This window comes from Pseudomonas sp. SED1 (genome assembly GCF_034044025.1).
Lineage (GTDB): Bacteria > Pseudomonadota > Gammaproteobacteria > Pseudomonadales > Pseudomonadaceae > Aquipseudomonas.
Window position 1 is genome coordinate 1 of the sequence record NZ_JAXCIS010000102.1, and the last position, 12731, is coordinate 12731.

General features: G+C 58.3%; 12 protein-coding genes. 3 read left to right on the top strand and 9 right to left on the bottom strand.

All coding sequences use genetic code 11. From position 1 onward, the window contains the following. Positions 1-326: 326 nt before the first annotated feature. The 9 genes from msrQ to mrcB form a co-directional block, all read right to left on the bottom strand. Positions 327-947 carry a protein-methionine-sulfoxide reductase heme-binding subunit MsrQ gene (gene msrQ, locus SNL23_RS13250; RefSeq protein WP_076013726.1) on the bottom strand — a complete coding sequence of 207 codons (621 nt, stop codon included), beginning with the start codon at positions 945-947 and terminating at the stop codon, positions 327-329. Further along, the gene (gene msrP, locus SNL23_RS13255; RefSeq protein WP_167665383.1) at positions 947-1960 is read right to left on the bottom strand and encodes a protein-methionine-sulfoxide reductase catalytic subunit MsrP; all 1014 of its coding nucleotides are present in this window, start codon (positions 1958-1960) and stop codon (positions 947-949) included. Before msrP ends, msrQ begins: the two co-directional genes overlap by 1 nt. 63 nt (positions 1961-2023) lie before the next feature. Then, on the bottom strand, positions 2024-2881 hold the full coding sequence (gene pssA, locus SNL23_RS13260; RefSeq protein ID WP_003212123.1) for a CDP-diacylglycerol--serine O-phosphatidyltransferase: 858 nt from the start codon (positions 2879-2881) through the stop codon (positions 2024-2026). A 144-nt stretch (positions 2882-3025) separates the two neighbouring features. Then, the gene (ilvC, locus tag SNL23_RS13265; protein WP_007948647.1) at positions 3026-4042 is read right to left on the bottom strand and encodes a ketol-acid reductoisomerase; all 1017 of its coding nucleotides are present in this window, start codon (positions 4040-4042) and stop codon (positions 3026-3028) included. Positions 4043-4088: 46 nt separating this feature from the next. After that, positions 4089-4580, bottom strand: a complete 492-nt coding sequence (ilvN, locus tag SNL23_RS13270; protein ID WP_003176102.1) for an acetolactate synthase small subunit — start codon at positions 4578-4580, stop codon at positions 4089-4091. 2 nt (positions 4581-4582) lie between these two features. Continuing rightward, the gene (locus SNL23_RS13275) at positions 4583-6307 is read right to left on the bottom strand and encodes an acetolactate synthase 3 large subunit (protein WP_003212127.1); all 1725 of its coding nucleotides are present in this window, start codon (positions 6305-6307) and stop codon (positions 4583-4585) included. Between the two features lie 431 nt (positions 6308-6738). Then, the gene (locus tag SNL23_RS13280) at positions 6739-7068 is read right to left on the bottom strand and encodes a YqcC family protein (RefSeq protein ID WP_318302440.1); all 330 of its coding nucleotides are present in this window, start codon (positions 7066-7068) and stop codon (positions 6739-6741) included. Further along, positions 7068-7802 (bottom strand): tetratricopeptide repeat protein, encoded by a 735-nt coding sequence (locus tag SNL23_RS13285; protein WP_167665382.1) that lies wholly within the window; start codon positions 7800-7802, stop codon positions 7068-7070. The genes SNL23_RS13280 and SNL23_RS13285 overlap by 1 nt, the downstream gene beginning before the upstream one ends. 16 nt (positions 7803-7818) lie before the next feature. Next, positions 7819-10143 carry a penicillin-binding protein 1B gene (mrcB, locus tag SNL23_RS13290; RefSeq protein ID WP_076013729.1) on the bottom strand — a complete coding sequence of 775 codons (2325 nt, stop codon included), beginning with the start codon at positions 10141-10143 and terminating at the stop codon, positions 7819-7821. A 118-nt stretch (positions 10144-10261) separates the two neighbouring features. On the opposite strand from mrcB, the gene SNL23_RS13295 reads away from it, so the two are divergent. From SNL23_RS13295 to SNL23_RS13305, 3 genes are all read left to right on the top strand, one after another. Then, a complete protein-coding gene (locus SNL23_RS13295) occupies positions 10262-11818 on the top strand; it encodes a bifunctional aminoglycoside phosphotransferase/ATP-binding protein (protein WP_318302441.1) in 1557 nt (518 codons plus the stop codon). Between the two features lie 94 nt (positions 11819-11912). Beyond that, the gene (locus tag SNL23_RS13300; protein WP_076013731.1) at positions 11913-12257 is read left to right on the top strand and encodes a pentapeptide repeat-containing protein; all 345 of its coding nucleotides are present in this window, start codon (positions 11913-11915) and stop codon (positions 12255-12257) included. Between the two features lie 200 nt (positions 12258-12457). Then, positions 12458-12730, top strand: a complete 273-nt coding sequence (locus SNL23_RS13305; protein ID WP_010174414.1) for a TfoX/Sxy family protein — start codon at positions 12458-12460, stop codon at positions 12728-12730. Position 12731 lies beyond the last annotated feature (1 nt).

The following is a 12731-nucleotide window of genomic DNA, read 5'->3' on the forward strand; positions in this document are numbered from 1 at the left end:
CTGTCAAGCGGTTTTTTTAAGAAGCTTTCAAAGTTTCCTTTGTAACTTCAACCACTTGCGCTTCCGATCTCTCGTTAGCGGGAGGCAAATTCTACAGCGTTACACGCTGCTGTCAACACCTCTTTTTCTCCGCTTTCGACCGAGAAGATCGAACCGTTAATAGGGCCAAACAACACCGCCTTACTAACTCCTTCTGGGCTTCGATGATCTGAAGCAGCTCGCTGTCGAAACCTACATAACTCTTTGTTTACCAAGGAGTTTTCCGTTTCGACTGCGCCGGAAGTGGGGCGAATTATAGACTTCCAGAATCTGCCGTCAAGGGTTAATTACGCTTTTGTTGCAGAAGATGGTTTTTTAGCAATAAGACGGGGAATCCGGCGCATTACAGGTGGTACACGCAGGACTAGAAGCAGCGCTCCTATAGATGCATAGATAGCCCACTCCTTCAGATCTGCCCGTACGATCCACAACATGTGCAGCAGTCCAAGCCCGAGAATCACGTAAACCAAGCGATGCAGCTTCTTCCAGCGCGTACCAAGCCGCCGCTGGCTGTAGCGGTTGGACGTGACTGCGAGCACCAATAAAGAAAGGAACCCCAAGGCACCGACGATAATGTAAGGCCGCTTCTGAAGCTCGACGCCCAACTGCGACCAATCAAGGCCCAGGATGAAGATGCAGTAAGCCGCAAGATGCAAAACCACATACGCAAAGCACCACAACCCCAGCTGCCGCCGCACAGCAATCCACCCCGCCCAACCACTGAGCTTCTGCAGGGGCGTCATGCCCAGAGTGACCAGCAGCAAAATTAAGGTCCCAAGCCCGAGCCGATCCATCAGCACCTTCCCCGGGTCAGGCCCCAGAGCAAAACTCCAGGCCTCGTACAACCAGAACAGCGGCCACACCGCCGCTGCTATAAAGACGCTGATGCGCCAAACCGGGTAGCGCATCAATAGTTCTTCCGCAGATCAAGGCCCGTATATAGAGAGGCGACTTCATCGGCGTAGCCGTTGAACATTTGCGTCTCACGCACATTGGGACTGAACAGCCCACTGGGCAAACGCCGCTCCCGCGCCTGAGTCCAGCGAGGGTGGTCGACGGTAGGATTCACGTTCGCATAAAACCCATACTCACTCGCCGCAATGCTTTGCCAGGTGGTTTTCGGCTGTTCGCTGACGAGACTGATGCGCACGATCGACTTCACGCTCTTGAATCCATACTTCCATGGCACCACCAACCGCAACGGGGCACCATTTTGATTTGGCAACTCCCGCCCATACATACCTACCGCCAGGATCGCCAGGGGATTCATCGCCTCATCCAGTCGCAACCCTTCTACATACGGCCAGTCGATCAAAGCGAAGTTAGACCGCTGCCCCGGCATGCTCTTGGGATCCTGCAGGGTTTCAAAGCGGATGTATTTGGCCTTGGACGTCGGCTCGACGTGCTTGAGCAATTCCGAAATAGGGAAACCTATCCACGGAATGACCATCGACCACGCCTCTACGCAGCGCAGTCGATAGATTCGCTCTTCCAACTGATACGGCTTCATGAAGTCTTCAAGCGCGTAACGCCCGGGCTTGGCGACCTCACCATCAATCACCACGCTCCACGGTTCGGTCTTCAGAGACCCGGCATTCGCCGCCGGATCGCCCTTGTCCGTACCAAACTCATAGAAGTTGTTGTAGTGGGTCGCATCCTTGAACGGAGTGATCGCCTCGTCCTTGACGGTGACCGCCTGCCATTTCGTACCCGGCAGCTTTTCGGCAAACCATCCGGGCGCCTTGCCCGGCTCAACATCCGCGTAACGCGCAGCATCATCCGCACTGGCCCAACGCGGCAGGCTGCTGGCAGCCAGGCCGGCAAGCGCACCACCGAGCAAGCTGCGACGGGAGAAATAGAGGGATTCAGGCGTGACGTCCGATTCTTGGCAATCAGACGCTTTGGGGAACTTGATTAACATGGCAACTCCGCAGCTTTGGAGGACAGATGCACCAATAGACTGCGGAGTATGGGGGAAATTACATTAAGGCAACGTTTTGCGCTGACGAAGATGCAGCAAATACTGCACCGGGCCCGACGCGGCATAGACAAGGAACGCCAACAGCAGGATTCGCGGCGGATCGCTGAAGACCACAGCGAACACCAGCACCACCGCCAGGATGGCCACAAATGGCACGCGCCCCTTGAGGTCCAGCTCCTTGAAGCTGTTGTACTTGATGTTGCTGACCATCAGCATGCCGGCCGCCGCAACCATCAAGGCCACCAGGAATGACATCTTCGAGCCCTGGATACCGTAGTCGCTGAATGCCCAGACAATACCGGCTACCACACCCGCCGCAGCCGGACTGGCCAAGCCAATGAAGTAGCGCTTGTCGGCAGTCCCTACCTGGGTATTGAACCGCGCCAGACGCAATGCTGCGCCAGCCACATAGATGAAGGCGACCATCCAGCCGACTTTGCCCATGTCACCCAGCGCCCAGGCGAATGCGAGCAACGCCGGTGCCACACCAAAGGCAACCATGTCTGACAGCGAGTCATACTCGGCGCCGAAGGCACTCTGGGTATTGGTCATGCGTGCCACGCGCCCATCCAGGCCATCAAGGACCATGGCGACGAAGATCGCAATCGCGGCGAAACCAAAATACTTGCTGGCCCCGGCAGCATCGCCGGCCGCCAATGCACTCTGGGCGCTCATGGAATTGATGATGGAGTAGAACCCCGCGAACAGGTTCGCAGTGGTGAACAGATTGGGCAGAAGATAGATGCCACGATGCCGGACTTTACGGCCTTCAGCATCGTGCCCCTCTTCGACATGTTCATCGATCGGTAGCAGGCTTTCGGCGTCAGAGGCCTGGTTTGGCTCTTCGGGACGTTCGCTCATGGACTTTACCTTGCAACGGTGTGAAAAATTTCGACAGAAACTTGCGGCGAGTGTTCGCCCGCAAACGATGCAGCTTTATACCAGAACCTGCCCCGCAAACGAAAAAACGCGGCCTAAGCCGCGTTTTCCCTTGATACGTACGACTTAGTTTTTGGCTTTGTCGACGATCTTGTTGGCACCGATCCACGGCATCATGGAGCGCAGTTGCTCGCCGATGATTTCGATACCGTGAGCGGCGTTGTTACGACGCTTGGCGGTCATCGAAGGGTAGCCGGTTGCACCTTCGCTGATGAACATTTTGGCGTATTCGCCGTCCTGAATACGTTTCAGGGCGTTGCGCATGGCCTGACGGGACTCGGCGTTGATCACTTCCGGGCCAGTCACGTACTCGCCGTATTCGGCGTTGTTGGAGATCGAGTAGTTCATGTTGGCGATACCGCCTTCGTACATGAGGTCAACGATCAGCTTCAGTTCGTGCAGGCATTCGAAGTAGGCCATTTCTGGCGCGTAGCCAGCTTCAACCAGGGTTTCGAAACCGGCTTTAACCAGTTCAACGGTACCGCCGCACAGAACGGCTTGCTCGCCGAACAGGTCGGTTTCAGTCTCGTCCTTGAAGGTGGTTTCGATGATGCCGGTACGACCGCCACCAACGCCAGCGGCGTAGGACAGTGCAACGTTTTTGGCGTTGCCCGAGGCGTCCTGGTAGATCGCGATCAGGTCAGGGATGCCGCCGCCTTTGACGAACTCGGAACGCACGGTGTGGCCCGGTGCTTTCGGCGCGATCATGATCACGTCGAGGTCAGCGCGCGGCACAACCTGGTTGTAGTGGATCGCGAAGCCGTGGGAGAAGGCCAGGGTGGCGCCCTTCTTGATGTTCGGCTCGATTTCGTTCTTGTACAGCGCGGACTGGAACTCGTCCGGGGTCAGGATCATGACCAGGTCGGCAGCAGCAACAGCAGAAGCAACGTCAGTTACTTTCAGGCCGTGAGCTTCAGCCTTGGCAACAGTGGCCGAGCCTTTGCGCAGACCGACAGTCACGTCAACGCCGGAATCTTTCAGGTTGCACGCTTGAGCGTGGCCCTGGGAACCGTAGCCGATGATGGCGACTTTTTTGCCCTGGATGATCGACAGGTCACAATCTTTTTCGTAATAAACTTTCATGAGGTTCCTCTATATATCCAGGCCGTTAGGCCATTCACTAATTGGGTTAGATGCTGAGTACTTTGTCGCCACGAGCAATCCCGGTGACGCCACTGCGTACAGTTTCCAGAATCGAGGCCGTCCCGATCGACTGGATGAAGCTGTCCAGCTTGTCGCTTGTACCGGTCAATTGAACGGTATAAACGCTGGCGCTCACATCGACGATCTGCCCGCGATAAATATCGGTAGTGCGCTTGATCTCGGCGCGCTGGGCGCCCGTTGCCTTGACCTTGACCAGCATCAGTTCACGCTCGATGTGGGCACTTTCCGACAAGTCGACCAGCTTGACCACTTCGATCAGCTTGTTGAGGTTTTTGGTGATCTGCTCGATCACCTCATCATGGCCAACGGTGGTCAACGTCAGACGCGACAAAGTCGGGTCTTCGGTCGGCGCCACGGTCAGGCTTTCGATGTTGTAGTTGCGTTGCGAAAACAGTCCGACCACACGTGACAGAGCGCCCGGTTCGTTCTCCAGAAGCAGGGAGATAATGTGCCGCATGATTAGGTACGCTCCGTCTTGTTCAGCCACATATCGCGCATGGAGCCGTCTTTGATCTGCATCGGATAGACGTGCTCGCTGGTGTCGACCTGAATATCGAGGAACACCAGGCGGTCTTTCATGGCGAACGCCTCTTCCATCATCGGCTTCAAATCCTTCAGATCGGTGATGCGCATGCCGACATGGCCATAGGCTTCAACCAATTTGACGAAGTCCGGCAGAGACTCCATATAGGAATGGGAGTGACGGCTGCCGTAGCTCATGTCCTGCCACTGGCGAACCATGCCCAGTACACCGTTGTTCAGGCAGACGATCTTCACCGGCAAACCATATTGCAGGCAGGTCGACAGTTCCTGGATGTTCATCTGGATACTGCCTTCGCCGGTGACGCAAGCAACGTCGGTATCCGGGAAGCTCAGCTTCACACCCATGGCCGCAGGGAAACCAAAGCCCATCGTGCCCAGGCCACCGGAGTTGATCCAGCGGTTAGGCTTGTCGAACTTGTAGTACTGCGCCGCGAACATCTGGTGCTGGCCCACGTCGGAGGTCACAAAGGCATCGCCCTTGGTCACTTCGCACAGGGTTTCGATCACGGTCTGCGGCTTGATGACGCTGCCATCGCCCTTGTCGTAAGGGAACAGGCCGCGGTCACCGCGCCACTCGTCGATCTGCTTCCACCAACTGGCGACGGAATCCTTGTTCGGGGCTTCGCCGATTTCCTTGAGCGCAGCAACCATTTCGGTCAGCACGCTTTCCACAGGACCGACGATAGGCACGTCGGCCTTGATGGTCTTGGAGATCGATGCCGGGTCGATATCGATGTGGATGATCTTTGCATTCGGGCAAAACTTGCTCGCGCCGTTGATCACCCGGTCATCGAACCGCGCACCGACGGCGAGGATCACGTCAGCATGGTGCATGGCCAGGTTGGCGGTGTAGCTGCCGTGCATGCCGAGCATACCGACGAACTGACGGTCCGAACCCGGGAATGCGCCGAGGCCCATCAAGGTGTTGGTGACTGGCAGGTTAAGCATCTTGGCCAGTTCGGTCAGCGGTGCAGAACCGCCGCCCAGAATCACGCCACCACCCGAGTAGAGCACCGGGCGCTTGGCCGCCAACAGCATTTCTGCCGCCTTGCGGATTTGCCCCGAGTGCCCGCGAACAGCCGGGCTGTAGGAACGCAGCTTGGCTTTCTTCGGGAAGATGTATTCGAATTTTTCCGCCGGGTTGGTCATGTCTTTCGGGATATCGACCACCACAGGACCCGGGCGACCGGACTGTGCGAGGTAGAAGGCCTTCTTCATGACTTCCGGGATTTCCGAGGCATGCTTGATCATGAAGCTGTGTTTCACGATCGGCCGGGAGATACCGATCATGTCGGTTTCCTGGAATGCATCGGTACCGACCATGGTGCTCGCCACCTGGCCAGAAATGATCACCATCGGGATGGAGTCCATATAAGCCGTCGCGATGCCGGTAATGGCATTGGTCGCGCCAGGGCCGGAAGTCACCAGCACGACACCGGCTTTACCGGTGGCACGGGCGTAACCGTCAGCCATATGGGTAGCAGCTTGTTCGTGGCGAACCAGGATGTGGGTAACAGCCGGTTCCTTGAACAGTGCGTCGTAGACATGCAGCAGAGCACCGCCTGGGTACCCGTAGATATAGTCGACGCCTTCGTCACGCAAAAAGCGGACGAGCATCTCACCGCCAGATAAAAGCTCCACGTTGTTCACCTCTAAAACGCCAGAATACCGTCCGTTAAAAACCGACGGGTCTTAATAGGTTTACTTCTCAGCAGAGCATGAGCGACGGTGGTCGCCGACTACGTCAGCACTGACTGAGCAAGTATTGGGAGCGTCCCAAGTGTTGCGGGATTTTCCCACCCAGCGCGAGGTAACGCGTTGCGGGTGTAACAGGTCGGCGCGGGTGTGCGCCTCATGATCTGCTGAGTGGGTCTGCTTCTGGCAGTCCCTCTACAGCGGACTTTGGATTCTTCTGTTTCAGCCTCTCCAAGTCAAGCAATAATTGCGCTTTTTTCCAACTAAGCGCATGAGAACGTAGAAGAAAGCGGCTTGAGGAGGGATAAAACTCGCCTGAATGGCGCAAAGCGGTAGAAATATGCGCAAGACTGCCGGAAAAACCGGCAGCCAGGCAATTAACGAGCGTCGACGATCAGTTGATCGAACTTTTTCAGCGCAGTCCGTAGGCCAAGGCTCTCGAGCGGACGATCGGCGTAAACCATCTCGGCCATTTCCAGAATCCCCGACGCATTGGGCAATGGCAGGTCCTGCTCAAGGATCTGCTTCATCCGTGTCAGGAAAATCCATTGCAGCCACTGGTGGAAGTCCAGGGTGTCGACGGAAAAGGGTTCAACACTGCTCAAGGCTTCAGCACTGGGGGACACTTCGTCCCACCAGTCCTGCAAGCGCAGTTCGCGCTCGATCAACAACAACTGTTCGGCAATCGCCGGAAAGCGTGCATCCATCAGAGGCTTACCTTGGCTTTTTGCCGAGCCTGGGCAGCGCCGGCGGCATCGCCCTGCTTCTCACGGGCATCACCGATCAAGCCCCACAGGCTGGCCTGCAGATCAGGACGGCCATTGGCCAGGGTCAGGCCACGGCGGGCAAATTGTTCTGCTTGCGGGGCATCGCCTTGGGCCATACGAACCTGAGCCAGGCGGTAAAGCACTTGTGGCTCGCGAGGCGCTACGCGCTGGGCGCGTTCGAGGCTCGACGATGCGCCGTTCAAGTCGCCACCAGACTGCTGCTGTTGGGCAGTAGTCAGCAACGCCAGCACCGGGCCGTCCAGCTGCTCATCGGCCGACAAGCCACCGGCGCTGCTGGCGGACGGAATCCCGCTTGGCGTCGACGGCATGTTGTAGGTGCCCTGGTTGATTGGCGCCGTTTGAATCGGCGCAGAGTCAGCCGGGCCCGAGGTGCTCGGGCCTGGAGTCCACGGCTGAGTACTGATCGGTGCCGAGGTGGCTGCGCCAGCGCCCGGGATCATCACCACTACGCCCGAATCCTGAGGCACGGCTTGCGCCTTAGCCTGGGCTGGGCGGTTGGTGACGGTTTGACGGAAGCCGCCATTGGCCGAGATCCGGTCGTTGTTGGACACCGTTGTACTGGAATCCACCACCGGGATAGAACCCCGCTCCACGCTGGCGCAACCACCGAGCAATGCCAAAACTGTAATAGCTGGAATCAACAACTTGTTCACATGAAACCCTCTTTGCTTAATTCATCCAGCCCTTGACCCAATCCATCACCGATTCAGCGCTCGCGGGTGCACTGGCACCGCACGCTGCACCGGGTGGCGGTTCGCTGCCGCGAATATACGGCATCTGCACCGCGCCCGGACAGTTGGCATCGGAACCCTGTCCGGTATGCGGATCGATCCAGGCCTGAACGATATTGTCCGGCTGCGGCATGTTCAGCGGCAGTGGATCGGCCTTCTTCATGAAACTGGTCCACACCTGCAACGCGCCGGTGGCACCGGTAAACGGCGTCTTGCCGTTGTCGTCGCGCCCCAGCCAGACCACCGCCAGCAGGTCCTGGCTGAAACCTGCGAACCAGCTGTCCCGCGAATCGTTACTGGTACCGCTCTTGCCGGCCAGCGTCAGGTTGGCTGGCAACACGCTGTAGGCCGAGCGCCCCGTACCTTCACGCATAACGCGCTGCATGGCGTTCTGGATCAGGTAGATCGAGGCCGGGTCAAAGCGCTGCTGAATCTGGAACGGATAACGCTTGAGCGGTTCGCCTTCAGCCGTCAACACACTACGGATCCCGCGCATCGGTGTATTGAAACCACCGTTGGCCAGGGTCTGGTACATGGTCGCCACTTCCATCGGGCTCATCGCACCCGCACCCAACAGCATCGACGGGAACGCCGGGAACTCGCGAGTGATGCCCAGCCGACCGAGTGTCTTGAGAACATTCGGCACGCCCAGCTCAAGGCCAAGACGGGAGGTCGAGATGTTGTAGGAATGCGCCAAACCCTGGTACAGGAAAATCGTACCGTGGGAACGACGATCAAAGTTATGCGGCGTCCACATCTGGCCATCGGCTCCTTTGACCGACAACGGGTCATCGGACAGCCAACTGGTCAGCGTGTACTTACTCGGTTTTTCCAACGCAGTCAGATATACCGCCGGTTTGACCAGCGAGCCGATCGGCCGCACCGCGTCCAGCGCCCGGTTGAAGCCGGCAAAGCTGGCCTGGCGACTGCCGATCATGGCCTGGACCTCACCGGTTTCCGGGTTGGTTACCACCATCGCGGCCTCGACGTCGTCGGAGCCTTTACGGCCTGCCAGGCGTTTGAAGGTGTCATTGACCGAAGCTTCAGCCTTCATTTGCAGGATCGGGTCGAAACTGGTGAAGATCCGCAGGCCTTCTTCGGTCAAGTCTTCGTCACGGTAGTCTTCACGCAACTGGCGTTTGACCAGGTCGATGAAGCCTGGGAATGAGCTGTCGGCAAGCTTGCCGCGGGTGGTCACACCCAGTGGCATTTTCTTCGCGGCAGCGACTTGTTCAGGAGTGGCGACGCCTTGCTGCTCAAGCACATCAAGTACCAGGTTGCGCCGTTCGAGCGCGCGCTCCGGGTTGCGACGCGGGTTGTAGTAGGACGGCCCCTTGACCATGCCCACCAGCAGCGCCACTTGATGCAGTTTCAACTCGGACAACGGCTGGCCGAAGAAGAACTGGCTGGCCAGACCGAAACCGTGCACCGCACGCTGGCCGTCCTGGCCGACGAACACTTCATTGAGGTACGCCTCAAGAATTTCCTGCTTGCTGTAATGCAGCTCCAGCAGCATCGCCATCATGGCTTCGGTCAGTTTACGGGTCAGGCTGCGTTCGTTGGTCAGGTAGAAGTTCTTGACCAATTGTTGCGTCAGCGTACTGCCGCCCTGGGTCATCTTGCCACCGGAGGTATTGACCCAAACGGCGCGAGCGATGGACTTGGGTGACACGCCCCAGTGGCTGTAGAAATCCCGGTCTTCTACGGCAATCAGGGTATCCAGCAGGTAAGGCGGCACCTGATCGATCTTGATCAGGATGCGGTCTTCCAGGTTTTTCGGATAAATCCCACCGATCATTAAGGGTTCCAGGCGCACCACCGGCAGCTTCGAACCGTTGAGCGAGGACAGTTCGGCTACATAGTCGCCAGAGAAACGCACGCGCACCGGCTGGGGTTTTTCCAGGCCTTCATAGAACTGGAAGCCGCGGGTGTTCAAGTCGACGGTGTTACCGGAGACGGCAGCGGCACCGGGGCCATTGCTCACGGGTTCGCGGCGATAGCCCAAGGCATCGAGTTCGGTAAGGAAGTCATCCTTGCTCAGCTTCTGGCCGGTGAACAGTTCCAGCGGGCGCGCGTATACCTTGGCCGGAATGGTCCAGCGCTTGCCGGAGAACTTCTCCTGGACCACAGCATCGAGGTAAACCGCGAAGCCGGCGATCACTACAAGCCCTACCAGGCCGAGCTTAAGCGCCCAGCCCAGCCAAGGGCGCAGGCCGCGGGAAGGAGGTTTTTTACGGGAACGGGGAGATCGGGTACGAGTCATGGCGGCGGATTATACGCACTTTATTGATGACCAACATGAGCCGGACAGCGGTTTGCATGACCGTCTGTAGCCGCCATAATGCCCGCCATGAATTTTCCCAGACTCTGAAGGATCGCCCGTGAGCCAGTCCCTGATTGCTGCCCTGCAAAACCCGGCCCTGTTTCCCCACCCGGTGGATCAGTTCCAAGTCATCGAGACCCATATTTCCTGGGTCCTGCTCACGGGTGACTACGCCTACAAGATGAAGAAGCCGGTGAATTTCGGCTTTCTCGATTTCACCACCCTGGAAGCCCGCGGCCACTTCTGCAATGAAGAGCTGCGCCTCAACCAGCGCCTGACCGATGATTTGTATCTTGAAGTGTTGCCAATCACCGGCAGCGCCGAAGCACCACAATTGGATGGCGACGGCCCGGTGATCGACTATGTGCTGAAAATGCGCCAGTTTCCGCAGAGCCAGCTGCTCAGCACCTTGCAAGCCAACGGTGAACTGACCCACGCGCACATCGACGAAATGGCCAGGCAGATCGCGCACTTTCACCTGAACGCCCCGAAAGTCCCGGCCACCCACTCCGCCGGCACCCCGCACGACGTCATGGCGCCGGTGCTGCAGAACTTCGAGCAGATCCGCCCGTTCCTCAGCGACAAGGCCGATCTGGCGCAACTGGACGCCTTGCAGGCCTGGGCCGAAAGCAGCTTCGAGCGTCTCAAGCCCCTGTTCGAACAACGCAAGCTCAACGGCTTTACCCGCGAATGCCACGGTGATATCCACCTGGGCAACGCCACGATGATTGATGGCCACGTGGTGATCTTCGACTGCATCGAGTTCAACGAGCCATTCCGCTTCACCGACGTGTATGCCGACACCGGCTTCCTGGCGATGGACCTGGAAGACCGTGGCCTCAAGAGCCTGGCGCGACGCTTCATCAGCCAGTACCTGGAGCTGACCGGCGATTATCAAGGCCTGGAGGTGCTGAACTTCTATAAAGCCTACCGCGCCTTGGTACGCGCCAAGGTCGCGCTGTTCAGCATGCCTTCCGAGGCGGACGCGGTGCAGCGTGCTACCACCCTGCGCCAATACCGCAACTACGCCAACCTGGCGGAAAGCTACAGCACCATCCCATCGCGCTTCCTGGCCATCACCCACGGCGTATCGGCCGTTGGCAAAAGCCATGTATCCATGCGCCTCGTAGAAGCATTGGGAGCGATTCGCCTGCGTTCAGACGTAGAGCGCAAGCGCCTGTTCGGTGAGCAGAAGGTCGAGAACACGCCACAGGCCGGGATCTACGCCGCAGACGCCAGCGCCGCCACCTATGCGCGCTTGAACGAGGTCGCCGACACCGTAATGCGCGCCGGTTTCCCGGTGGTACTGGACGCGACCTTCCTCAAGCGTGAACAACGCGACGCTGCAGCCAAGATCGCCGAGGCCACCGGCGCACCGTTCCTGATCCTCGACTGCAATGCGCCACAGGCTGTTATCGCCGCTTGGCTGGCACAGCGTCAGGCGGACAAAAATGATCCGTCCGACGCCACCCTGACCATCATCGAAGAGCAGCAGGCCACCCGCGACCCACTCAGCGCTGAAGAGCTACTGCTGAGCAAACGCGTGGAAACCAATGAAAGCGGTACCCTGGACGCATTGGTGGCCCATATCCGCCAGCGCCTGCCGGGCCTGTAAGAAATATTTCTTGGTCGTGTAGCCTTCCGGGGCTCACGGCCGAGTAATAGTGGCACTATAATGGCGTCATAATTCCAACACGGGAGTCGCCATTGTGAGCCATCCGAAGCTACTTGATACCCCGCTGTACGCGCTTCTGCATAAAGATGACATCCGCGGCTTCAACCAGGAGCGTCCGAAAGACGGCCCGATCGATATGCGCGGCGGGGACTTTCGCGGCCTGGACCTGCGCGACCTGAATGCCGAGGGCGTAGATTTCACCGACGCTTATTTCCGCTCCGCCGACTTGCGCGGCCTGGATTTACGCGACTGCCCACTGGAAGGCGCGAGCCTGGCGCATGCCCAGATTTCCGGCACTTATTTCCCCCCTGAGCTGAGCGCTGACGAGATCCTGATGTCCGTCAATTTCGGCACGCGCTTGCGCTACCGTACACGGTAAAACCGCTGTATCGCCTCCCGGCTACGCCCAAGGCGTACCGGGAGCTTCACCCTTTCCTACGCCAAAATCCCCGCCTGCCTTAGAAGCTTTAGGTCGTTGCCGACCAAAGAACTACGCTTTTCCTACTGAGCGCTACACTCCTTTCAGGCTTGCCTGGTCACGATACCCACCGAACCATTCGGCCGTCGCAAGGAGGCTTGATGAATGATGAGCTGCAACACCTGAAAAACCTTGGCAAGACGTCGGCGCAATGGCTGCATGCGGTGGGCATCCACAGTGCGTCCGACTTACGCCGTCTGGGGGCAGTAGACGCGTACCGTGCCGTACGCACCCGTGGCTTCAGGGCATCCAAGGTATTGCTGTACGCCATTGAAGGCGCGCTGATGGATGTGCACTGGAATGACATTCCCGTTGAACGCAAGGAGGCTTTAAACCGTCAGCTGGACGCTCTTTCGGCACGCCAAAAGAATTGAG